This is a genomic window from Nitrospinota bacterium, assembly GCA_016208975.1.
Lineage (GTDB): Bacteria > Nitrospinota_A > UBA7883 > UBA7883 > JACRLM01 > JACQXA01.
In genome coordinates this window covers 999,393-1,023,312 of the sequence record JACQXA010000004.1, presented here as the reverse complement: position 1 = coordinate 1,023,312, position 23,920 = coordinate 999,393, and the positions used below count along the sequence as shown (strand labels likewise).

Annotated in this window: 23 protein-coding genes; 17 read left to right on the top strand and 6 right to left on the bottom strand. The window is 56.7% G+C overall.

Going from position 1 to position 23,920, the window contains the following annotated elements; genetic code table 11:
- Positions 1–70 precede the first annotated feature (70 nt).
- The 4 genes from HY751_08585 to HY751_08570 all read right to left on the bottom strand — a co-directional run bounded on the left by HY751_08585 (position 71) and on the right by HY751_08570 (position 4,361).
- Positions 71–862, bottom strand: a complete 792-nt coding sequence (locus HY751_08585) for a hypothetical protein (protein MBI4666451.1) — start codon at positions 860–862, stop codon at positions 71–73.
- Positions 863–1,008: 146 nt separating this feature from the next.
- Positions 1,009–1,458: a response regulator gene (locus HY751_08580; GenBank protein MBI4666450.1), complete on the bottom strand. Its 450-nt coding sequence runs from the start codon at positions 1,456–1,458 to the stop codon at positions 1,009–1,011.
- A gap of 51 nt (positions 1,459–1,509) precedes the next feature.
- Positions 1,510–3,363: a PAS domain-containing protein gene (locus HY751_08575; protein MBI4666449.1), complete on the bottom strand. Its 1,854-nt coding sequence runs from the start codon at positions 3,361–3,363 to the stop codon at positions 1,510–1,512.
- Positions 3,360–4,361, bottom strand: coding sequence for an ABC transporter substrate-binding protein (locus tag HY751_08570; GenBank protein ID MBI4666448.1), 1,002 nt, complete (start codon positions 4,359–4,361; stop codon positions 3,360–3,362). Before HY751_08570 ends, HY751_08575 begins: the two co-directional genes overlap by 4 nt.
- Positions 4,362–4,479: 118 nt before the next feature.
- Here HY751_08570 and xerD point away from each other — a divergent pair, with 118 nt between their 5' ends.
- From xerD to recN, 16 genes are all read left to right on the top strand, one after another.
- A complete protein-coding gene (xerD, locus tag HY751_08565; GenBank protein ID MBI4666447.1) occupies positions 4,480–5,385 on the top strand; it encodes a site-specific tyrosine recombinase XerD in 906 nt (301 codons plus the stop codon).
- A 50-nt stretch (positions 5,386–5,435) separates the two neighbouring features.
- A complete protein-coding gene (locus HY751_08560) occupies positions 5,436–5,744 on the top strand; it encodes a hypothetical protein (protein ID MBI4666446.1) in 309 nt (102 codons plus the stop codon).
- Entirely contained in the window at positions 5,744–6,253 is a 510-nt protein-coding gene (locus tag HY751_08555; GenBank protein MBI4666445.1) for an N-acetyltransferase, read from the top strand. The genes HY751_08560 and HY751_08555 overlap by 1 nt, the downstream gene beginning before the upstream one ends.
- Before the next feature lie 14 nt (positions 6,254–6,267).
- Positions 6,268–7,563 (top strand): class I SAM-dependent RNA methyltransferase, encoded by a 1,296-nt coding sequence (locus HY751_08550; protein ID MBI4666444.1) that lies wholly within the window; start codon positions 6,268–6,270, stop codon positions 7,561–7,563.
- A 177-nt stretch (positions 7,564–7,740) separates the two neighbouring features.
- Positions 7,741–8,631 carry a ParA family protein gene (locus tag HY751_08545; GenBank protein ID MBI4666443.1) on the top strand — a complete coding sequence of 297 codons (891 nt, stop codon included), beginning with the start codon at positions 7,741–7,743 and terminating at the stop codon, positions 8,629–8,631.
- The gene (locus HY751_08540; protein ID MBI4666442.1) at positions 8,624–9,124 is read left to right on the top strand and encodes a hypothetical protein; all 501 of its coding nucleotides are present in this window, start codon (positions 8,624–8,626) and stop codon (positions 9,122–9,124) included. Before HY751_08545 ends, HY751_08540 begins: the two co-directional genes overlap by 8 nt.
- Before the next feature lie 133 nt (positions 9,125–9,257).
- Entirely contained in the window at positions 9,258–9,815 is a 558-nt protein-coding gene (locus HY751_08535; GenBank protein ID MBI4666441.1) for a hypothetical protein, read from the top strand.
- Between the two features lie 156 nt (positions 9,816–9,971).
- Positions 9,972–10,439 (top strand): hypothetical protein, encoded by a 468-nt coding sequence (locus tag HY751_08530; GenBank protein MBI4666440.1) that lies wholly within the window; start codon positions 9,972–9,974, stop codon positions 10,437–10,439.
- A 104-nt stretch (positions 10,440–10,543) separates the two neighbouring features.
- Positions 10,544–11,263, top strand: coding sequence for a TetR/AcrR family transcriptional regulator (locus tag HY751_08525; GenBank protein MBI4666439.1), 720 nt, complete (start codon positions 10,544–10,546; stop codon positions 11,261–11,263).
- Complete coding sequence (locus HY751_08520) at positions 11,260–12,369, top strand: efflux RND transporter periplasmic adaptor subunit (protein ID MBI4666438.1); 1,110 nt, start codon at positions 11,260–11,262, stop codon at positions 12,367–12,369. Before HY751_08525 ends, HY751_08520 begins: the two co-directional genes overlap by 4 nt.
- A 1-nt stretch (position 12,370) precedes the next feature.
- Positions 12,371–15,436, top strand: coding sequence for an efflux RND transporter permease subunit (locus tag HY751_08515; protein MBI4666437.1), 3,066 nt, complete (start codon positions 12,371–12,373; stop codon positions 15,434–15,436).
- 6 nt (positions 15,437–15,442) lie between these two features.
- Positions 15,443–16,840, top strand: coding sequence for a TolC family outer membrane protein (locus tag HY751_08510; GenBank protein MBI4666436.1), 1,398 nt, complete (start codon positions 15,443–15,445; stop codon positions 16,838–16,840).
- 101 nt (positions 16,841–16,941) lie between these two features.
- Positions 16,942–18,021, top strand: coding sequence for a selenide, water dikinase SelD (gene selD / locus HY751_08505; GenBank protein MBI4666435.1), 1,080 nt, complete (start codon positions 16,942–16,944; stop codon positions 18,019–18,021).
- Positions 18,022–18,123: 102 nt separating this feature from the next.
- Positions 18,124–18,999, top strand: coding sequence for an NAD(+)/NADH kinase (locus tag HY751_08500; GenBank protein MBI4666434.1), 876 nt, complete (start codon positions 18,124–18,126; stop codon positions 18,997–18,999).
- Complete coding sequence (locus tag HY751_08495; GenBank protein MBI4666433.1) at positions 18,986–20,062, top strand: GGDEF domain-containing protein; 1,077 nt, start codon at positions 18,986–18,988, stop codon at positions 20,060–20,062. The genes HY751_08500 and HY751_08495 overlap by 14 nt, the downstream gene beginning before the upstream one ends.
- Entirely contained in the window at positions 20,062–21,765 is a 1,704-nt protein-coding gene (gene recN / locus HY751_08490) for a DNA repair protein RecN (protein ID MBI4666432.1), read from the top strand. Before HY751_08495 ends, recN begins: the two co-directional genes overlap by 1 nt.
- 20 nt (positions 21,766–21,785) lie before the next feature.
- On the opposite strand, the gene HY751_08485 is transcribed toward recN, so the two are convergent.
- Together HY751_08485 and HY751_08480 are read right to left on the bottom strand one after the other, a co-directional pair.
- Positions 21,786–22,634, bottom strand: a complete 849-nt coding sequence (locus HY751_08485) for a deoxyribonuclease IV (protein ID MBI4666431.1) — start codon at positions 22,632–22,634, stop codon at positions 21,786–21,788.
- A 129-nt stretch (positions 22,635–22,763) separates the two neighbouring features.
- Entirely contained in the window at positions 22,764–23,354 is a 591-nt protein-coding gene (locus HY751_08480) for a peroxiredoxin (GenBank protein ID MBI4666430.1), read from the bottom strand.
- A 197-nt stretch (positions 23,355–23,551) separates the two neighbouring features.
- On the opposite strand from HY751_08480, the gene HY751_08475 reads away from it, so the two are divergent.
- Positions 23,552–23,920, top strand: coding sequence for a hypothetical protein (locus tag HY751_08475; protein ID MBI4666429.1), 369 nt, complete (start codon positions 23,552–23,554; stop codon positions 23,918–23,920).

The following is a 23,920-nucleotide window of genomic DNA, read 5'->3' as shown; positions in this document are numbered from 1 at the left end:
ACTACGGTTTTGCGTAATACGTTGTTATGCAAGGCCAATATATGTCAACGCAGAGGGCTGGCCCGTCCGGTTATTTCGCAACCTTATCCACCCAGCCGGAACTGGTGAACCATTCCCGCCATAGCGCTAGGGCTTTCCACCGCCCCCAGCGGGCGTATCTTTTTTCTATCTCTTCGTCTTTCAGTTCCCGGCCGGTAACTTGCCGCATGAGGGCTCGGGTGGCGGAGTCTATAGATAAATGCGAGTAGTCCCCATGGAGCATGAGTAGATAATGGGTGGTGGATTTGCCCACTCCCTTTATGGAAAGAAACAGTTTTTTCAGTTCCGGGCCGGCCAGCTCACCCCGGTCCACCGGGGACAAATCCAGCTCACCAGATTCCAGCCGGTGGCAAAGCTCCAAAACATAGTCCGCCCGGTAACCCACCCTGGCTTCCGTTCGCAACCACTCACCGCCAGCCTTCAATATATCCGCCGGGGCGGGGAACAACATAATGCCGGTGGCCGGTTCCATCACGCCCAGCTTGCAGAGGGAGTGGATCATCTTTACCGCCTGGCTCCAGGCCACGTTGGTGCCCAGGATGGACTTTACAATGTCCTCATAAGCCGTGGGGGACCGTAACAACCTGCCTCCACCCGCTCCATCGTAACTTCCATCACCGGCCTCTTTTTCTATTAACGCGTGGAACTCCGACAAGTCCTCACCCAGCCGGAGGCAATGGGTGGCCACCCTGGCCGCATGATCAAGATTTTTCGAGTCTATCGGCGCAGATGGAACCAGGCGGACGGATTTTGCCCCCGCCTGGCGGATAGTTATGGCGAAAGGCCCGGCTTTGCCCCCGGGCCGGGCTATGGCCAAGGTCAATTGACCTCTACCGCCATCCCAATAAAAAGGTGGTGTTTGAAAAAAACCGTGGGATAGGACCGTAAGCTTAAGATCGAAATTGCCGGGCGCGGAGAGTTTTACGGTTTGAGGTCCGGCGGAACGGGACGATAGTTTGCGGCGAGGTGTCAATCGTTTTTCGGGGGCAAAGTGGCGGCGCTAAGCCAAAATTCCTGCAAGACGCGGAGAACCCGCTGGAACTGCTCGAAGTCCAGCGGTTTTGTTATAAAGGCGTTGGCGCCAAGAGAATAAGAGCATGCCACATCCCGTTCCTGGTTGGAGGTGGTGAGCATTATAATGGGCATGGTTTTAAGCGACTGGTCGTTCCGGATTTCCTTTAGCGCCGAAAACCCGTCCATCCTGGGCATGTTGATGTCCATAAGGATAATATCCGGTTTGGGGCTTGTATCCGGATTGGAGAACCTTCCCTCGCGCTTCAGGTAGCTGATTGTTTCAGCGCCATCGTCCACCACATGCAAGGTATTGGGGAACGACCAGTCCATCAACGCCCTTCGCGTCAGCTCCTGGTCCGCCGGATTGTCTTCGGCCAGAAGGATTACAGCCTTCTTCAAGGCCATTCCCATATCGTTAACCTCCATGACCCACCCCCGCCATGTCTCAATTATGCGTTAAACGGACTTTAGAGTAAATTTAAACTTGCTACCCTTGCCAACCTCTGACTCGGCCCAGATTCTTCCCTCATGCCGCTCGATTATTTTCCTGCTTATCGACAGACCCAGGCCGGTACCCCCGTATTGCGCCACCGGGTGGAGCTTCTTGAACGGCAGGAATATCTGTTCAATGTACTCTTGCCGGATGCCAATGCCATTATCCTCAACGGTGATTTCCGTGTCGTCCCCATTTGCGATGGCGCTGATTTTCACGATGGGTGGATTTTGCCCACGGTATTTCAAGGAATTGGCGATAAGGTTTTGCAGGACCCGGCTTATGAACATGGGGTCGCCCATAACATTTGGCATTTTTTCGACAATAACCGTACCGCCGGTCTCGTCTATGCGGGACCGTAAATCCACTATAACCTTCTGGGCCAGGGATTCAAGGTTTAGCTCTTGCGACTTAAGTTCAATCCGCCCGGCGCGGGAAAGTTGAAGCAAATCGTCTATAAGCTGTTTCATCCGCTTTGCCGCGTCCACAATGAAATTCACGTCCGCGGTGATTTTGACGCTGTTGTTATCCTCCAAATCCTTTTTAAGGAAGGAGCAGAAGCTGGTGATGGTGCGGAGGGGCTCCTGCATGTCGTGGCTTGCGGCGTAGGTGAATTCCTCCATCTCCTTGTTCACAAGCTCCAGCCTGTGCGCGTGCAACTTGGCGGTTTCCTGGGCGTTTCTCATCTCGGTGACGTCCAGAGAGGAGCCTATGTAGCCCGCGAACCCGCCGGTGGGGAACAGCCGTGGCACGCCCCGCTCCAGTATCCAACGGTACTTGCCGTCTTTTCTTTTTATCCTGAATTCGGCCTGCCACGGTTTGAGGGTCATGGCGGCGTTTTCAAAGATTTTCTGGAGTTTGGGCGCGTCTTCCGGGTGTACAGCCATTAACCATCTGCCGCCGTGGGAGTTTTGAGGGGAAAGCCCGGTGAAGATGTACCATGTCTTGTTGAAATAATCCCTCTGGGATGGCTCTTGCGGCGCTGTCCAGACGAGCATCGGGGCGCTGTCGGCCATGGCGCGGAACCTGCTTTCGCTCTCCGCGAAGGAATCCATGTTTTCCTTGAGTTTCATGACCATCCGGTTGAAAGCGGCGGCCACGGTGGCCAGTTCGTCACTGCCGGACAGTTCGATGGGGGCCTTAAAGTCCCCCTCGGCTATGCGCTCGCTGGCCTCCTCCAAAACCCTCACCCTGGCCGTGACTATCCAGGCGAAAAACACCGCCACGCCGAGGCATATAAAACCTATGCTGGTGATGTCCCGTTTGAACCGTTGCAGGCCTTCATAATGGGCCGCGTCTATGCGGGGTTGAAGGCTGTACTCCATGTACAGCATGCCAACGTGCTTGGCCCTCAATTCCTTTTCCGTATTCCCGATATTTACAGGGAACGAGGTTGCGGCCACCATTCCATCCCCGGTGATATTGAACTGGCCCGCGTTAAACCGCCTGCCTTCTTCGGAAAGCCCCTTTCCCAGCGCTCCCCATTCGGATATGGCGTGTTTGCCCACCATTTCCAGACGGGTGGAGATAAGGGTTACATCATGCTCGTCCACAAGGCTGATATGGTTCAAGCTCGGGTCGGAGGCTTCAAAGGCGATCGCTGTCTGGACGCCTTCAAAATCGTTGTGCAGATACAGGCGTTCCACAATAAAGGCCAGCCGGGAACCCCGGAGCATGGCCTCGTTTTTCACATCTTTATCCATTTTTATGCCCGCCTCGTACATGGCAAGCTGATATTCCACAAAACCGGAAACCAGTACCAATACGAAAAGGGCCAGGGGGATGGTGACCCGCATGGGAAATGGGAAGCCTCTCATTCGACCATCTGCTCAATTACGGAGGATGTTACCAGGGGGTTGGGATCCATCCGGTAAAAAAGGATCTTGTTTGTGTACATTATATCCGAGAGCATGCCGACGGTTTTTCTAAATGACGGATCTTCGCCCGAAAGCATGACGAGGTTTTCATTTATATCCGGGAAGCGAATCCCTTTCAACAGCTGGAGGAGTTCTTCAGGGGATATGTTTTCCCGGGCGGCCATGCGCTTTGCCGCATCCTTCGGATTTTTTTTCAGATACTCCAGCGCGTAGAACCAGCCCTGGAAGAGGGACAGGACGCTTTCATTCTGTTCCTCTAAAACCTCCTGCCGGACCACAAGCACGTCCACGATTTCCTCGGGTATCATTGCGCTATCGAACAGGATCCTGCCCCCGGCTTTTTTAAGACGCGTGGTTACAGGCTCGAACGTCACGAGCGCGTCCACCTTTCCCTCAAGGTACGCCCGTTCATGCTCGTTATGCTCCAGCGGCACAACATGGATATCATAAAGGCTCATCTTCTTGTAATTCAGGGCCCGGGTGAGCATGTAAGCCCCAAGGGCTCCGGTTTCCACCCCCACCTTTTTGCCTTTTAACTCCGCAATGGAGCCAATGCCCGGTTTGGCCATTATCACATCGGCCCCCTCGGAAACATCCATTATAAGCGTCATCACGCCCGCCTGACGCTGTTCTACAAGAAGCAACGCCTCGTCCATGGTGACGGCCGCCGCCTCGATGGCCCCGTTGCGGTAAGCCCGTATAACAGCCGAGGCCGACGGGTACTCCACCAGCCTTATTCGCGCCGGATCGTATTGGCCAAGGCTCCTGGCAAGGTATAAGCATTCATACCCGGGCCAAATATTGGTTCCCACCCGCAAAAGCGTTGGTTTGTCCGCACAGGCGGGAAGAAGGAAAAAGGCGCCCGTAACCAGCGTAAACAAAGCCGCAAGACGCAACTTTCCCCTGATAAGAACCAAGGATTTTTCAAATCTGGACATAAAGCATAAGACGCCTAGCATACGCATGCTCTGCTAAATTCGTTCCACGTATGCTAACATATCATTTTGAAAATGAGATATAAAACATCCACATCCAGCCTGTTTTAACCGGATATAAATGAGCGCTCCCAACCTGGAAATCCTTCTGGACGGATTCTTGAACCACTTGCTGGTTGAGCAAAACCGCTCGCCGGCCACCATAGAGGGATACAACAGGGACATTAGAAAACTTCTGGAGCGTATTCACTCCAAAAGTTTGCCGGGAGTGGTGGAGATGACCTCCATGGACATCACCAGGTTCTTAAAATCCCTGCGGGACGTGGGGCTTTCCCCCACCTCTGTGGCCCGGCTCCTGGCGGCGGTAAAAGGATTCTTCCGCTACCTTAACGCCGAAGGGGTGATAAAAGGCAATCCGGCGGATATCGTGGGCGCTCCAAAACTGTGGAGGTCCGTGCCGGACACCCTTTCCATAGAAGAGGTGGACAGGCTGTTGACCGCGCCGGACGTCTCAACACCCGAGGGCCTGCGCGACCAGGCCATGCTGGAGACGATGTACGCCACGGGGCTAAGGGTTTCGGAGCTTGTGGGGCTTGGCGCCGGGAACGTGAATTTCGAAATGGGATTTGTGTCCACCATGGGCAAAGGCTCCAAGGAACGGGTGACGCCCATGGGCGAAACCGCCCTTGAACGGGTGAAAGAGTACCGTAAAGAAGCCCGCCCGAAACTTCTCAAGGGCCGGATGTCCGACATGCTTTTCGTAACCCGCCGCGGGGGCGCCATGACCCGGCAGGGTTTTTGGAAAATAGTGAAAAAACACGCGGTAAAGGCGGGTGTCATAAAGGAGATAAGCCCGCACACCCTCCGGCATTCGTTCGCCACCCATCTTCTTGAGCACGGGGCGGACCTGCGCTCGGTACAAAGGATGCTGGGCCATTCAGACATCTCCACCACGCAGATTTACACCCACGTTAACAAGAAACAGATGAGGGAGGTTTACGACAGCGCCCACCCACGGGCAAAATAAAGGTCGGCCCTGAGCAGGGGCTCCATGGTATGAAGGCGAGGTAAACGGCCATGAACCTGATATTGCTCACCGTGATCATTGCCGCCTGGCTGGCGCTGGCGGCCTTCTTCGTCTGGCTCCTTTTAAAATGGGGCGGCTCTCTTTTCTACGAAGGCAAAGAGCCGGTCCCGGCGAAAAAACCCGTTTCAAAAGAGGCCACCCTGGGCCTTATCCGCGAAAAACGCAAATCCGCCGGAGCCCAGGCTGTTCCATACGCCAGGATATTCGGAACGTTGTTCGAGGAGGTGGACAAGAAAAAGCTGTTGGCGCATGTTAAAAAATGGCTGGCGGATAAGGAGGAAAAAGATAAACTGGGATAATGGAAGTTAATATTACCCCAACGGCGCAAAAAGAGGCGCCAGCCTTGCCAGGCATTTTCAGGCCGGCGGTTATCGCCGACGCCAGGAAAATCCAGAGCCTTATCAACGGTTACGCGGAAAAGGGGCTTATGCTTCCCCGCTCCCTCAACGACCTGTTCGAGGCAATCCGCCAGTACATAATCTACGAAGAGAACGGCGAAGTGGTGGGGGTGTGCGGCCTGCATGTGGCCTGGGAAGACCTGGCCGAAGTGCGCGGCCTGGCGGTGGACCAGGCCCATTCCGGCAAGGGGATTGGCGCCCAGCTTGTGACCCGCGCCATCGCCGAAGCCAAAAAATTGGGCATACCGAAGGTTTTCTGTCTGACGTACGTCCCCGGATTCTTCTCCAAGCTGGGGTTCACCGTGGTGGAGAAACACGAGTTCCCCCACAAGATATGGAGCGATTGCGTGCGATGCCACAAGTTCCCCGATTGCGATGAAACGGGAATGGCCCGGCTCGTGGATCTTTAAGCGCAGTAGTTCTTGTGAGCCCGGACCTTTTAACAATCACCATAGACAGGCTGGCTTTCGGCGGGGCCGGCGTGGGCCGTCACGAAGGCAAGGCGGTGTTCGTGACCGGCGCTTTCCCCGGCGACACCGTGTTAGCCCGGGTGGAAAAAGACAAAAAGCGCCACGCCGAGGCTTCCGTGGCCCAGGTTATCACCCCATCCCCGTCGCGCAGGGAGCCTTTGTGCCCCCACGCCAATTCCTGCGGCGGTTGTCCATGGATCTCCCTTGAATATCCCGCCCAGCTGGAATGGAAACGCGAAATAGTCACCGAACAGCTCCGCCGGATAGGAAAGGTGGAGTGTTTTGTGGCGCCGGTGGAGCCTTCGCCGCTGGAGCTGGGGTACCGCTCCCGGGTGCGGATGAAAATGGATAACGACGGTTCGGCGGTTTACCTGGGGTTCCGCGTGAAAGGGCTATACGGCTCCATGGCGCCGGTAACCGCATGTCCCGTGTCCAACGGAAAAGTGAACGTCATTCTCGGCGAGCTCCGGCAATATCTTTCCACCGTGGCGGGGAAGGTGAAGGAAGTTTACGAAGTGGAGATAGAAACCGGCCTGCCGGAGGAGAAAGGGCGGGTTACATTGCTATCCTTCGGGACGGTTGGGGAAGAGGTCGCGCCGGGCATGTTGAGCGCCTGCCCATCGGTGGGCGGGGTGTCCGTCAAGGAGGGCCGGGGAGCGCTGAAATCCTGGGGGGCTGTGGAGCTTGCCATGGAGGTGGGGCTGGCGGAGCCGTTAAAGTTCGGGCCGGGAGTGTTCAGCCAGGTGAACCCGGCGGGCAACCTGAAACTGGTGGAGAAAGTTACCCGGTTCGCCCAGCTTAAAAATTACGAGACCGCGCTGGATTTATATTGCGGCAATGGGAACATCGCCCTCCCCCTGGCCATGGGTGGAGCGGACATTACGGGCGTGGAGTCGGGAATCGAAGCCGTACGTTACGCCGAAATCAACCGGGTAAGGCTTGGAATAGCGTCCGCCAGGTTCATCCAGGGGGACTCGGCCCACATGGCCACGAAAATGGCGGAGGAAGGGAAACGGTTCGACGTGATAGTTTTAGACCCGCCCCGGGGCGGCGCCAAGGGGCTTATGCCCACGGTGGCCAGGCTTGCCGGGCGCCGGGTGATATATGTGTCTTGCGACCCGCCGTCGCTGGCCCGGGACGCGGGCGATCTTGTGGCCCAGGGTTTTGATTTGCATAAAGCCGTTCCGGTGGACATGTTTCCGCAAACCTCCCACGTGGAGGTTGTGGCCGTTTTCAACCGTCTCGTCTAGCCAGCCCGCCTTAACGCACCTGTGCTTCCGGGAGATTTTAAGCAAGCTTGAGCCGGGTTTTGGAGGCTGGAGAAATTTAGGTTTTTAAAATTCGAATGCATCGGGCTTTGCCATTGCTTTGGATGAGCCGCTTTGAGTAAACTAAGGAAGTTTAGCTATCTCGTTTAGGAGGGCATAATGGCATCGGCTGATAAAAGTCCTAAAACAATAGCTACCATTAATTTCAAGGGTGGCGTCGGGAAAACGACAGTCACTTGGTGTCTTGGCGATATTCTTTCTTCAATGACGAATGAGGATGTTTTAATGTTTGACCTCGATGCTCAGATGTCACTTACTCAGGCTATCACATTAAATGAGGATACGGGTCATTTGGAAGATAGATTTTCAAAGTGGTATGAAAAAGCACTTCAGCACAAAAAATCCATCTTTGATGCATTGGACTCATTTGCCAGACCTGAGCAGAAGTTTGACTTTTCAATAAAACGAGATTTCGTTTATGAAATAACAGAACATTTCCATTTCGTTCCTTCTGTTGAAGATTTATATTGGCTGGAGCTTGAGGTTTTCGACAGGGACTCGGTAAAAGATTTTATCAGGCGATTATTGGGAAAGATTACGAATTCGCCCAAGATGCCCAGATACAGCTATGTTTTATTCGATTGCCCACCATCATTTTCTTTGCTCTCATATAGCGTGCTTAGCTGTTGCGACATGGTGCTCATTCCCGTCAATCCAGACTTTTTTGCATCGCGTGGAACAAGCCTGATTCTAAACTCGCTAAGAATGCGTATAGAGCCGCACCCCCTACCTAAAATCGGCGTATTTATGAATAAGGCAAAAACATGGAGTAATCAGCCGACAAAAGAAGTACAATTTTATATGCGTGAGGTTGAAAGAGTATGTCGGGAAGCAACTTCTACTCAGAAGATTGAAGCAAGATTCTTTAAGTCGTATATCCGGGAAAGGGTTGGTATAAAAAGAGCTATAACTGGCGGTGGCGTCCCCGGAGGAGTAGTCCCTGATTTTCAAAATCTATGGAGAGAATGTGTGGAATTTCTAAATGACTGAAAAAGATATTTTCAATACACCCGAAGAAGAAGTTAAGCGGCTTGCAAACGAAATAGCTGAGATAAAGAACGTGCTCGGCGATTTGTCAAGGACGTTATCACATATTGAAACGCGAGTAAAAAGGGCTTTCCCGTCAGCATATCCAAAAACCACGCCTTCTAATCGGAAGCAAAAGTCTTCTCTTGGAACGGAGACACCTACAATAACACCGGAACAGGCAATTTCCATTTATGATGAGCTCGTAAATCAAGCGAAAGAAGATATCAACCAAGTAAAAGAAAGACTTTCTTCTTTCAGCACATCGGATTTAAACCTGATACGGAAAGAAATAGGTGTCTCTCTTGGAAAGAAAAAGCCATCTCAAAAACCGCTTATGGATGCTATTCTAAGCCGCATCAATGAAAGCATAAAACTAACACAGCATGTTAACCGAAAACAGCTACTAACTGAAGCGCCTATTTCAGAAACACCGCCTTCCGAAGATAAGCAATAGCGCGACACTTATTTAAAACCTTCATTAAAATCCGGACAATTTATTCAAAGAGCTTGTTATGTTGAGTTCAACATAAAGCTTGACACCCAGCAGAGTTCCACGGCGTCATGGGGGCAAGAAAGGAGGTCAAGCCATGGGAAAGAAAAAGGCTCAGACCACGGTTAAGGAAAAGGCCAAGAAGACCCCGAGCGCCAAGGCTGAAAAACCGAAAAGAGGAGGTGAAAAGCCCGTAGAGAAGCCGGTACCTGCAAAGCCCGGCAATGACGAGCTTGAAGCACTCAGGAGGACGGTTCTTGAGGCCAAGGCAAAGCTCGACAATGCCCAGGCCGAGGCAAAGAAGGTCGAAGAGAACGTCCGGCAACTCGTCGCCAGAGAGAAGGATGCGTACCTGAAAGTGCTCATCCCCTACCGGGATGCCTGCAAGAAGGCAGGGGTGGAGTGCGAATTCGGAGGCGGCCGCCTTGCCAATGTGAGCGAGAGGGTTACCTTCCTTGTCGAGAAGGTCGACAAGGGCATCAAGGTGGCCATTAAAGGAAGGCCAGAGACAGAAGAGGTCATACCGTTTGCCAAGCTCAAGGAGTCTGTCACGAGAGCTTCATATGACTATACTGACCGCCATATCGGCCCCAAGGAAGAGACAGGCAACAAAGGCGGCGGCCTCTCCAACCGGCTAAGGGCGCTCCTGAAGTAGCAGGCACATCAACCAGTCCTTGATAAAGCCCCTCAACTTCGAGGGGCTTTATCTGCCTTAACGCACCTTTTCCCCAAACACGCGAAGAGGTAAAATTAAACAGTAGGCCGGACGGCCTTGCGGCTATACGGCCATGGAGTAAAAGGCGCCGGAGCCATGAAGAACAGGCTGTTATCGTTCGTGGCAGTTTCGTTGTTCCTCTTTACATCCTCCTGCGGGGTGTGCCTGGACTGCCGGGATTTAAACCCCTTAGCCACCATCACTTGGTTTGAAGGCTCCACCGGGGCCGGCTCTTGCGACTGCGCGCGGTTCGAGATTTTCATTGACGGCGAAAGTTTCGGGATAAACAGCCTGGGACAGCTTGGTCATCTGCGGGACCTGCCCACCGGTGTTCGTGTCCTTACCATTTCATTAGCCCAGGTGTGGGATGGGCCCGGCGGGGCCGTATCCATACTTCCCGGATTTTACACATACACCATCATTCTTGGCGGCGGCCCCTACTTTTTGGAGGACGGCTCCACCACCCGTTCGGACACCCTGTTCTGGACAACCCTTGGCCAGCCCGCCAGCCGGGATTACCTCATATATGTTCCTTTATGGCCGCGAGCCGCCTCGATACCGTAAATCAAATTGCGTGAAAAAAACTCTTGCGCCCCGGGCAGGGCTGGCGCAAAATGCAATTGGCTGACTGACCAGTCGGTCAATATTATGTTTTGGAGATTTATCGCATGGCGAAGGGAACACGGGCCGGCGGCGGCACGGGCGGCAAACCGAAAGAGAGCGACGGGGCCGCGAAGATACTGGCGGCGGCGGAGCGGCTTTTCGCCAAGGCGGGGTTTGAGGCGGTCTCCATGAACGACGTGGCCAAGGCGTCGGGCATGAGCAAGGCCAACATCTTCCACCACTACAAATCCAAGCGGGACCTTTACCTGGCCGTGATGCGCTGTTGCGCCAAGGACGGCCATGACAACCTGCGGCAATCCATGGAAAACGGCGCATCCATGGGCGAAAGCCTGCGGATGATATCCAGGAACCACATGGAGAACATCTTCGCCAAGGAAAGGGTTACCCGTCTCGTCTGGCGCGGCCTTCTGGAAGACGGGGAGCGGCTGGGCAGGGACCTGGCTGAAAAAGTCTTTGGCGAGAATTTCCAGGCCATGCGGGATTTCATCCGCGCCGGGCAGAAGCGGGGGGATTTAAGAACAGACATAGACCCGGCGGCGCTGGCGCTGGTAATTGTGGGCTCCAACATTTTCTATTTTCAGGCCAGGAACATATTCAGGCATTTCCCCTCGGTGGATTTCGGGGACGACATGGCGCGGTATAGCGAAAAACTGATGGATATCCTGCTCAACGGCGTTGTGGCCAACCCCGGCGAAAGTGTTGCGGGCAAGGCGCCGGCGGACAAGGCGGGAAAAGCAAAGCGGCGGAAAGGGAAAACGGCATGAGAAGTTTCAAGTTTACGGCTTTTGCCCTGGCTCTTCTGGCTTTGGCGGCTTGCGGTAAAAGCGCCGGGAAAGACGAGGCCAAAAAGCAGACCGGCTCACCGATAACCGTAACTCAGGCCGAGGTGGCCTCCATGCCGGTTGTAGAAGAGGTGGTGGGGTGGATAGAAAGCAAGAACGCCCCGGTGGTGTCGGCGGAGACGCCTGGCCGGGTGTCCAAAGTTTACGTTGACGCGGGAACCCGGGTGACTGCGGGCCAGCTATTGGCCACGCTGGACCCAACCGACAACGAGATAGCCGCCCAGGCCGCCCGGGCGGAGGCCATGCGGGTGGACGCGCTTCTTGGCAATCAGCGCAGGCTGGTGGAGCGTTACCAGGGGCTGGCGGCGGAGAATTTCATTTCCAAGGTCACGCTGGACAACGCCGAGTCCCAGCTTATGGCGCTGGAGGAGCAGGCCAAGGCGGCCAACGCCCAGCGGAGCGCCGCGGAGCGGAAGCTGGATAAAACCCGCATCGTGGCGCCCATCACCGGCCAGGTGGATCAAAGGTTTGTCTCTGAGGGAAGCTATATAGACATGGGCAAACCCGTCTTCCAGCTTTCGTCCGGCTCCAAGATTCGCGCATATCTGCCCTTTCCGGAGACCGTGGCCGACCAGGTGAAACCCGGCCTTAAGGTGGCCCTGTCCACCCCGTCGGATTCCTCCGGGGAATATGAGGGAGCGATAAGCGATGTGCGCCCCATGGTTGGAGCCAGCAACCGGGCGGTGGTGGCGGCGGTGGAGATGGACAATCCCGGCGTATGGAAACCAGGCGCCTCGGTGACCGGCAGGGTGACCCTTCACGTTATTGAGAACGCCGTGATAGTCCCCGAGCAGAGCGTGGTGAAACGGCCAGCCGGTGAGGTGGTTTACGTTGTGGAAAAGGAACAGGCGTCCCAACGGGTGGTGAAGACCGGTTACAGGGCCACCGGGGCCGCGCAGATCCTCGAAGGCCTGGCCGGTGGCGAGACCGTGGCGTTGGACGGAGCCTCATACCTTACCGACAAGGCGCAAGTGACGGTGAAGAACCCGAAAACCGTGGGGCAGGCCCCAGCGGCAGGAGTGAAGTAAGATGAACCTCCCTACCCTATCCATACGCCGCCACGTGCTGGCGTGGATGTTAAGCGGCGTTTTGGTGCTGTTCGGGATAATCAGCTACCATCGCATCGGGGTGGACCGGTTTCCGTACATTGAGTTCCCGATGATATCGGTGACCACCGTCCAGGCCGGGGCAAACCCCGACGTGGTGGACTCGTCCATAACCAACATTATCGAAAGCGCCGTGAACAGCGTTCCGGGCATCGAGCATGTGCAGTCCACCTCTTCGCCGGGCGTCTCCCAGGTGAACATAAATTTCACGCTGGACAAGAACATAGACGTGGCGTTCAACGAGGTGCAGTCCAAGGTGAACCAGGTCCTCCGCAAACTGCCCAAGGATATAGACCCGCCGGTGGTGGCCAAGGTGCAGACCGGCTCCAACCCCATGCTGTGGCTGGCGCTCCAGGGGGACAGGACCCTTCAACAGCTTAACGTGTACGCCCGCAATGTCATCAAGAAGAAGCTGGAGACGGTGAACGGCGTGGGCGAGATACGCATAGGCGGCGAGCGGCGCCGGGTTATCCGGGTAAACGCCGACATCGGCAAGATGGCCGCTTTCGGCGTGACCACCCAGGACATCGTGCGGGCGTTCAATACGGAACATCTGATGCTCCCCGGCGGGTTCCTTGTGGCGGGCAAGACCGAAGACATGGTGAAGCTGGACCTGGAGTTCCACAACATGGCCGCCCTTTCCAACATGGTGGTGGCCAGCAGGAGCGGCGCGCCGGTGAGGCTTAAAGACATAGCCGGACTGGAAGACGGCCAGGCGGACTACCGCCAGCTGGCCCGGTTCAACGGCAAACCCACGGTGGGCATAGGCATAGTGAAGATACCCAACGCCAACACCGTGGCCATCGCCAACAGCGTTTTGCAAAAGGTGGAGGACGAGATAGAGCCCCAGCTTCCGCCGGGAATGACGCTGATCCTTTCCTCCAACGACGCCATTTTCATACAGGAAATGGTGGACGGCCTGCTGGAGCATCTTCTCCTGGGCACGTTGCTTACAGCGATAGTGGTGTGGCTGTTCCTCAAAAGCCTGAGGGCCACCATAATCATATCCATGGCCATTCCCGTGTCGCTACTGGGCGCGGTGGCGGTGATGTACCAGGCTGGCTACACTTTCAACACCCTCACGTTGCTGGCCCTGCTGTTGCTCATCGGCGTGGTGGTGGACGACGCCATAGTGGTGCTGGAAAACATTTTCCGCCACCGGGAGCATCTGGATCCGGACCCGGTGAGCGCCGCGGTCAACGGCTCCACGCAGGTGGCCTTCGCGGTTATCGCGGCCAGCCTTACGCTGGTGTCCATATTCGCGCCGGTGATATTTTTGGGCGGCATCATCGGGAAATTCTTCCAGTCTTTCGGCGTGGTGGTCACGTTCGGCGTGATAGTCTCGCTTTTCGTGTCGCTGACGCTCACCCCCATGCTCTGCTCCCGTTACCTTTCCATACCCAGCCAGCATGGCAGGGCGTACATGTTCCTGGACGCCGTGTTCAAGGCCATGGACAGGGCTTACCGAAAAACCCTGGCGCTGGCATTGGGTTACCGGTGGACGGTGGTGGGCATGGCCGTTATCACTGTGGCATCAAGCGTGTTCTTCTTCAACGCCACGGGCAAAGGTTTCGTGCCCGATGAGGACGAGGGGCGGTTCATGGTGTTCTTCCGCACGCCGCTGGGCTCGTCCATAAACTATACGGACGACCGGCTCAAGAAGGTGGAGGAGGTGATAGCCACCCACAAGGAAGAGGTGGCAGGTTATTTCACCGTGATAGGTTTAGGCTCCGCCGGGCAGGTGAACCAGGGGCTGGCCTTTGTGCGCATGACCCCCAAACACGACAGGAAACTGCGCCAGTACGAATTCATCCCCGTGTTGAGCAAAGAGCTTTCGCAGATACCCGGCGTCCGGGCTTTTGCGGCGCCCATACCCATGGTGGGCGGCATGCGCGGCGAGCCGTTGCAGTTCATCCTTCGCGGGCTGGATTTGGACGAGGTGGGAAGGCTGGCCAACGAGCTTCGCGCCAGGCTCGCCAAAGTGGAGGGGATTGGCAGGCTGGACCTGGACCTGCAACTGGACCTGCCCCAGCTTTCCGTGGATGTGGACCGGGTACGGGCTACCGATATGGGCGTGTCCGCCCAGGATGTGGGGATGGCCGTGAACGCCATGGCCGGAGGACTGGACATAGCCAAGTATAATGACATACCCGGCGACGGCGAACGGTACGACGTGCGGCTGAAGGCCGCCGAAGGGAGCGTAACCGGAAGCGGGGATATCTCCCGGCTCTACCTGCGCGCCAAAGACGGCTCGCTTGTAAGGCTGGACACCCTGGCCAAAGTGGAACGCGAACTGGGCCCGGCGGTGATAGGCAGGTACGACCTGCAATATTCCGCCGCTTTCTTCGGTAACCCTTCGATACCGCTGGGCGACGCCATCGCCGCAGTCCAGAAAGAGGCCGCCGCCATCCTGCCCCTGGGCTACACGCTGAAGATGGTGGGCCAGGCCGAGGAGTTCGGCAAGACCATGGCGAACATAATATTCGCGTTCACCCTGGCCATGGTGCTTGTGTACATGGTGCTGGCCAGCCAGTTCGACTCGTTCATCCAGCCGTTGATAATCATGATGGCCCAGCCGCTGGCCATCATTGGCGGGGTGGCGGCGCTTTGGGCCACGGGCCAGACGCTGAACATTTACTCCATGATAGGCCTTGTGCTCCTGGTGGGGCTGGTGGCGAAAAACTCCATCTTGCTGGTAGACATGACAAACCAGTTGAGAGGGGAAGGCAAATCCATCCGGGACGCCCTCACGGAGGCGTGCCCCGTGAGGATGAGGCCGGTGATAATGACCTCGATGACCATCATACTGGCCCTGCTTCCCGCCGCGGTGGGGGTTGGCGCCGGGGCGGACTCCAACGCGCCCCTGGCCATAGCGGTCATCGGAGGAATGGTAAGCTCCACCCTTCTTACATTGGTGGTGGTGCCTTCGGTTTATTCATTGGTGGAAAACGGGCTGGAGCGGTTTCACGCCCGGCGGGCCGGGAGGTGACGGACGATGATTAAAACTGGCGTAAGCTTATTCAATCTGGGCAGGGTTTTTCTGATGGCCATGCCCATGCTGGCGGTGTCCGCCGGATTTTCCGCCGCCGGGGAGCCGCAAAAGACCATAGACCTGGCGGCGGTTTACAGCATGGCCAGGGAGCAAGACCCGGCCATCGCCGCCGCCCGGGCCAGCATGGAAGCGGGCAAACAGAAATTCAACCAGGGGCTTTCGTTACTACTGCCCACGGTGACCGCCGCCGGGGAGTCCAAATACAACGATCAGGAAGTCACTTACAAAGGCGCGGGGGAGAATTTCCCCCTTTCGGGCGGCGTTAAAAGATACGATTCCCGGGCGGCGTCCGTAACGCTTACCCAGCCGCTTTTCAGGTTCCAGAACTATGAGAGTTACCGGCAGGGGGTCATTGCCGGCGAACAGGCCGAAACCCAATATAACGGCGCCAGGCAAGACCTGATAACGCGGACGGCGCAGGCCTATTTCGACGTATTGTTCGCCCAGGACAGCCTGAGGTTCACCCAGTCGTATAAAGAGGCTATCGAGAACCAGCTTTTGCAGGCCCAAAAAGCTTTCGAGGCGGGCACGGTAACCATAACCGACACCCACGAGGCCCAGGCCCGGCGCGACCTGGCCATGGCGCTGGAAATATCCGTCCAGAACGACTTGGAGGTGAAAAAGGATTCCCTGGCCAAAATCACCGGGGTTTATCCGGGGGAGTTGGCTCCGCTGAAACCGGAAATCCCCCTCACGGTTCCGGAGCCGGACGACGCTGAACAATGGCTGGATCTGGCCGAAAAGGGCAATCCGGCGCTGATTATCGCTCGGCAGGCTCTGGCTGTAGCTGGCGAGGAAACGAAGAAGAACCGCTCCGGACATTTGCCCACCGTTGACCTGGTGGCCTCCTATTCATACTCCACCGCCAGCGACGGCTCTTTTGGAGTTGGCAGTGAAACCACCGCCCAAGTCGTAGGTGTGCAGGCCCAACTGCCGCTGTTCGCCGGTGGGGCCACTCTTTCCAAAACCCGGGAAGCCGCCGCGCTGGAAGAAAAAGCCCGGCAGGATTTGGAAACATCGTTGCGTTCCACCAGGGCTCAAACCCGGTCGCTCTACCTTGGCGTGAAAGCCGGGGTGTCCCAAGCCATGGCCTTGCGGCAGGCGCTGGTTTCAAGCCTCCGGTCGCTGGATTCCACCCGGAAAGGGTTCGAGCTGGGGTTGCGCACCGGGGTGGATGTTTTGAACGCCCAACAACAGGTTTTTGCCGCCCGGCGCGACCTGGCCCAGGCCGAGTATAACTACCTGTTGAACCACCTAAGGCTCAAGGCTTCGGCGGGTTTGCTGGAAGATAAGGATGTGGAATTGGTGAACAACCTTCTGTCCACTTCAAAAGAAGACTGATACCCCTCCCCCCCCATGCCCGGCGGCAGGTTATTTGACTTGCCGCCGGGTAATATGCCCGCTTATGCTGAATGTGAAAGCGTGAACCAATTATTAAACCCATGGGCAAGGAAACACTGAGGCTGTCCACGCTGGCCAAAGCCGGCGGTTGAGGCGCCAAGCTGGGTCCGGAGGACCTGCGCAAGGCGTTAAAAGGCATCGAGCCGTTCACTGACCCCGCAATCCTATACGGGTTGGGGACCGGTGACGATACCGGTGTGTACAAAATCAGCGACAGCGTGGCCATAGTGCAGACCGTGGATTTTTTCACCCCCATTGTGGACGACCCGTACACCTTCGGCAGGATAGCCGCCGCCAACGCCATTTCCGACGTTTACACCGTGGGAGCCCGGCCCATTACGGCGCTTAACATAATAGCCGTGTCGTGTTCATTGGGTATCGAGGTGATAAACGAAATCCTCAAAGGCGGGGCGGATACCGTGAGGGAGGCCGGTGCGGTGTTGCTGGGCGGCCATAGCATTGAGGATCCGGAGCCCAAGTACGGGTTGGCGGTCACCGGGGTGGTACATCCGGATAGAATGGTCACGAACCGCGGCGCCAGGCCGGGCGATGTCCTGATACTCACAAAGAAAATAGGCGTGGGCATATTGAGCAACCTGGCCAAGGTGAAAGGCACAATAAAAGGCTCCATAATGATGCGCGGCCCGGCCATCCCGGACAGTGTCTTCGCCGAAGCCGAGCGGGAAATGACCCGGCTCAACCGGAACGCGTCTGAAGCCATGGTGGAGTTTGGCGTCCGCGCCTGCACCGATGTTACGGGGTTCGGCCTGCTGGGGCATTTGAGAAACCTGCTGGAAGCCTCCGGCGTTTCCGCCACCATTTCATTCTCCAGGGTTCCCCGGTACGACGGGATCGGGCCTTACGCCGTAAACGGCACAAAGGGAGGCGGGGAACGGAACCATAACTGGGTAAAACCCATTGTGACGGCGGGTGAGGGCATTGCCGGGGTGGAAATTCTGATCCTTTGCGACGCTCAAACTTCCGGAGGCTTGTTGATGGCTGTGCCGGAAGAAAAAGCGGAACGCCTTCTGGCCCGGCTGAAAAATGGGGGCGACGAGGCGGCCTCCGTGATAGGCGAAATCAACCCCGGCCCGCCCGGAAGCGTCACCGTCACTCCCTGATATAGGCTTAATAAAGCTTATTCGCTCTCGTCATTGCCCGCTTTTTTCAGGTGTGATAATGTTATAGCAATTCCGTAGAAGCACTTCCATGCAACCTGTTATATGAAGAATATTGGAGTAGTCGCCAAAACCCAGAGCCCCCTTGCCGTTGAAGGGTTGCAAAGCCTTTCCGCATGGCTGGTCCAGCGGGGCATGAACTGCCTTGTGGACAACGAATCGGCCCAGGCGGCGGGCATTAAGTCCATGCTAACAAAGAGCGACCTTGCCCGCGAGGCGGACATGGTGGTGGTGATGGGAGGCGATGGCACATTCTTGAGCGTGGCCCGGATGATGGAAGGGCGCATGGCGCCTATTCTGGGGGTGAACCTGGGCGCCCTGGGGTTTTTAACCGAGTTCGCCTACGAGGAGATGTTCCCGGCGCTGGAACAGGTGCTTTCCGGTGATTACGCGTTTGAAGACCGCATAATGCTGGACGTGGGCATATCCCGCGAGGGGAAGACCATAGCCAGTTACACCGCGCTTAACGACATAGTTATAAACCGGGGCGCGCACACCCGGATGCTTCATCTTCTGGTTTATGTGGACGGGGTGTTCGTGAACGAATACACAGCCGACGGGCTTATAGTGGCCACCCCCACCGGCTCCACGGCGTACAACCTGTCCGCCGGGGGCCCCATAGTGCATCCTTCGGTGGGAGCCATTATAATAAGCCCTATATGCCCGCATACCTTGAGCAACCGGCCCATCGTGATACCGGACGGCCTCAAGGTGGAAATCGCGCTGGCCCCTTCCACGCAAGGGGACGGCCTGGCCACTATGGACGGGCAGGTGAGCCTGCAAGTAGGTTTTAGGGACAGGCTGGTGGTCAAGAAAGCTTCTTCCGTGAGCAGGATAATACTTTCGCCATACAAGAACTATTATCAGCTCCTGCGGGGAAAGCTTAAATGGGGGGAAACCTTACGACATGGAGCAATCTGACCGAGTGAAGGTGGATCTGGCCACGGATATCGCCAGGAAGGCCATTCCTTTCATGGCCGAAAAGGGCATCCCCGTGACGCCGGTGAACTATTTTATCTGGTACGAGTTTTTCCTGGGCGAAAACCAGGATCTTGTAAGGGCGCTCAAAAACCTCATCGCCAGCGGCGCCAAGTTCAGCGACAGGGTAAACCAGCAGATATACGAAAAGCACGTCGTAATGGGGCTCTCCGCCGAGCAGGAAAAGAAGCTTGCCGAAGAGATAAAAGCGGTGGAAGAGGCCAACCTGGCCACCTCGAAGATCCTCGATCCCATCGCCAAAGATCTGAAGAAGATCGCCGAAACCAATGCGGATTATGGCGCAAAGCTGGGCGAGTTCGCCGGGAAGATGGAAGACAAGGCCGATTACCAGCAGGTGTCGAACATAATCGTAAACCTGCTGGACGACACACGGAAGATAGCCGGAGCCAACAAGAACATCAGCGCCCAGCTGGACAGCTATTCGATGCAGATAAACGACCTGCGTCAGTCGCTGGCCCGGGCCCGGGCCGAAGCACGGCTGGACGACCTGACCCAGGTTGGCAACCGCAGGGCCTACAACGAGGCGCTGGAAGAGGAGATAAAGTGGGTGGAACGCAACGGCGCCATCTCCTGCCTGGCCATGGTGGACCTGGATTTCTTCAAAAAACTCAACGACAAATACGGTCACGCCGTGGGGGACAAGGCCCTGCGGGCGCTGGCCTCCATTTTGGTGGACATGGTGGGCATTGACGGCGAGGTGTACCGTTACGGGGGAGAGGAGTTCGCCATTGTCGTTTCCGGCGCCAAACTGGAGCAAGCCCTGGCCATAGTGGAAAAAGCCAGGCTGGCGGTGGAAGAGCATGAGTTCATCGTGCGCGACAAGGTGGAGAAAATGACCGTGTCCTGCGGGCTGGCCACCTTGCGCCCCGGCCGCGCCGGCGAGCAAAGCCAGCTGATGGCTGATGAGGCTTTGTATATGGCCAAGGACAACGGCAGGAACAATGTAAAGACCGAGCTGAACCTGGCCGGCCCCGGCAAAAAATAATGCTCACCGGGCTTCGCGTAAAAGATTTCGCCATCGTTGAGGAAATCACGGTGGAGTTCGGGCCGGGTCTCAACGTCCTCACCGGTGAAACCGGCGCCGGTAAATCCATCCTTATAGAAGCGCTGGAGGTGGCCCTGGGCGGCCGGGCGCCGGAAGAGGTAATCCGGGCCGGGGCCGAACAAGCGGTGATAGAAGCGGTCTTCAACGCGCAAGACGCGGGCGGCGTGGCCATGTGGCTTTCGGAGCAGGGGCTGGAAGACGACAGCGGCCAAGTAATCATCCGCCGGGTTGTCTCCCGCTCCGGCCGGGGCAAGGCCTTCATAAACGGCTCCCAGGCCACGGTAACTCAATTGAAGGCGCTGGGCGCCCGGCTTATGGACCTGCATGGCCAGCACGAAAGCCAGACGCTTATAAACCCCCAATCACACCTTCCATTTCTCGACAGTTTTTTAAAGCTGAAACCGGAATTGGGAGACTACCGGCAGGTGTATGACGAGCTTGGCGCCGCGCGGCGCAGGCTTTCCGGCCTCAAAGAGAACCAGAAGGAAATTGAGCGGCGGCTGGACCTGCTGAAGTTCCAGGTGGACGAAATAGGCAAGGCGGAGCTTGCGCCGGGGGAGGACGAGGCGCTGGAGCGGGAGAAAAAGCGGCTTGTGAACTCCGAGAAACTGGCGGAGCTTTGCGCCCTGGCGGTGAACGCGCTGGAAGACGGAGACGATAACGTAACTGGCATAGCCCAGCGGGCCCGGGGGGCCATTGAACAGATCGCCGAGCTCGACGATTCCACAAACTCCATGGCCGAAGAAATAACCGGCGCCATTTTCGCCATGGTGGAACTGGCCGGGAACGTGCGCCGCTACGCCGATACGCTGGAGACCGACCCTAACAGGCTGGCGGAGGTGGATGACCGGCTCAACCTCGTCCACACGCTCAAGAAAAAATATGGAGACACCATAGAAGAGATTCTGGCCTATCTGGAAAAAGCCCGCGCCGAGCTGGAAAGCATAGAGTTCGACCGGAGCCACATGGAAACCCTGGAGGCCCGCGTAAAACAGCTTTGGGGCCAGGCGGCGGAGATGGCCGGGAGCCTTGACCGCAAACGAAAAGAAGGCGCCGGGGATTTCGCCCGCAAGGTGGAGAAAGAGCTGAAGGATTTGAGCATGCCCAAGGCGCGGGTGAAAATGGCATTCGATTACGAGGAGGAGGCGGAAAGCCCCTGCGTTATCGGCTCCAAGGGAGTGAAGCTGGGGCCCACCGGCGCGGGGAAGGCGGAGATACTTTTCAGCGTCAATCCGGGCGAGCCGGAAAAACCCATAGTGAAAATAGCCTCCGGCGGCGAGATAAGCAGGCTGATGCTGGCCTTAAAAACCGTCATGGCCGGGGACCAGCCTGTGCCGGTGATGATATTCGACGAGGTGGACGCGGGCATAGGCGGCGTTACCGGCGACAGGCTTGGGGAGAAGCTGAGGAAACTGGCCAGGAACTGCCAGGTGTTCTGTGTAACCCATCTGGCGCAGGTTGCGCGGCAGGCGCACGGCCATTACCTCGTCGAAAAATCGGTGAAGAAAAACCGGGTGGCCGTGGCGGTTATCCCGCTGGACCGCGATGGGAGGATTCGAGACCTCGCCCGCATGGCCGGTGGCGACGGCGCCAGGGAAAGCGCCTTGAAATGGGCGGAAGAGGCGCTGAACGACGTGGGTTGAATATCCTGGATCAACCGGTTTTAATTCCGCCTGCCCGTCAACTTCCTCAGCGTCTTCAAATTCACGATGTCTTCCTTGCCATCCGGCCCTTTGGGCGTTTCTAAAATCATCGGGGTGTTTACGAACCGCTGGTCGTTCATAAGCAGTCGAAAACCCTCAAGCCCGATTTTGCCTTTGCCGATGTGTTCGTGCCGGTCAACCCGGGAGTTCAGCGGGGTCTTGCTGTCGTTGACATGGAAAAGTTTTATCCGGCCAGCGCCCAGGGTGGAATCGAAGCTTCTGAACGTTTCGTTGTATCCCGCTTCAGCGCTGATGTCATAACCTGCGGCGAAGATGTGGCAGGTGTCCACGCAAATGGCCAACCGCTCCGGCGGCGCCATTTTCTCCAGTATCGCCGCCAGTTGGTCGAACCTGTGCCCCAGGCTTGTGCCTTGGCCCGCGGTGGTCTCCAGCGTCAAAGTCACTTTCGAACGAGGCCTTTTATCCAGCGCCCAGTTGAGGGAGTCGGCGATCCGTTGGATGCCCTTCTCCTCCCCAGCCCCCATATGCGCGCCTGGGTGGAACACCAGGCATGGGATATCTAGCGCGTCGGCCCTGTCCATCTCGTCTATAAACGCCTCTCGGGACTTGGAGAGTATCTCTTTATCCGGCGAGGCCAGGTTTATCAGGTAGCAGGAGTGGACGGCGAATACGCTTACACCCGTCCGCCTGGCGTTTTCCGCGAAGAGGAGCGCTTCTTCGCCTGTCAGCGGCTTGGTTTTCCATTGGGTATTGTTCCGCGTAAAAATCTGGATGGTGTTTGCCCCCACAGCCACGGCCCGGGCGGGCGCCGTGGCCACTCCCCCGGCTATGGACATGTGGGCGCCCATGGGGCGTGATACGCCTGTGGTTTTACCGGCGGCGCTTGATGACGGTTTACGTTGAATCATGTTACAGCCATAAAAAAACGGCCCGCCGTTTTAGACGGGCCGCCCGGAGACAAATCTTGTGAAACGCGGTTATTTGCCGTGTTTCGAAAAATACTCCTGGGAACCCTTGGGATCGCCTTTCATGGTGTCGGCGCCGGGTTTCCAGTCCGCCGGGCAAACCTCGCCAGTTTTCCTTGTGGTCTGGATCGCCTCCAGAACCCGCAGGGTCTCGTTCACGTTCCGGCCGATGCCCAGGTCGTGGACCACTTCGTAGGCCACCTTGCCGTCGGGGTCTATGATGAACAGGCCGCGCAGGGCTATGCCGGCGGGGATAAGCACGCCGTAGTCACTGCTGATTTTTTTGGTGAGGTCGGCTAACAGCGGGAAGCTGATGCTACCCAGGCCGCCTTTAGCGCGCGGGGTTTCCATCCAGGCCAGATGGGTGAACTTGGAGTCCACCGAGCAACCCACCACTTCGGCGCCCAGCTTGGTGAAATCCGAAGCCCTGTCGGAAAGGGCCGTGATTTCGGTGGGGCATACGAAGGTGTAGTCCAGAGGATAGAAGAACAATACCAGCCATTTACCTCTGTAATCGGAAAGCCGTATTTGCTTGAAAGTTTTATCCGGCATCACCGCGTCGGCGGAAAAATCCGGGGCCGCCTGCTGAACTAAAGTAGCCATATCGTTAACCTCCCAGTAATAAAGATCGCAACGGTCTAGAAAATGGGAATTATAATGAATCTAACCCCGATTACCATAGGAAAATTCCTGCGTGGCGGATTAGAAATGTTTTGAAAAAGCCAATCCATGAAGATAGTATGTAATTGGGAGTCCATTGTAAGCGGCTCGGTTTGTTACAAAATTATCGGCGTAAAATCATGGCAGTGGAAATGACAGGCAAGTTCCGGGCGGGATTGAGTTCTAATTCCACGGCGGAGAGGGTTTTCAGGTCTCTAAACACCTCCGGCGGGGTGAGGTTTTCGGAGAAGAACGGCCCTGTGGGGGACACGCCAATGATCGGGTACAACAGCCAGCCGGTGAAAGCCCAGCCCAAGGGTGTGCTGAAACAGGCCCATCTGGGAAATGTGGACGCCGCTTTGGACAATGTTAAACGAGCCATTGCCCGTTCCACATCCGAAATCAGGGAAACCGTCAAGGAACAAAATAAAACCCAGGACGATGAAGCCGGGAAAGCGGCTATGAACCAGCTGGAGTCCAAAGGCGGGGCGCTGACTACCTCGGCCTGA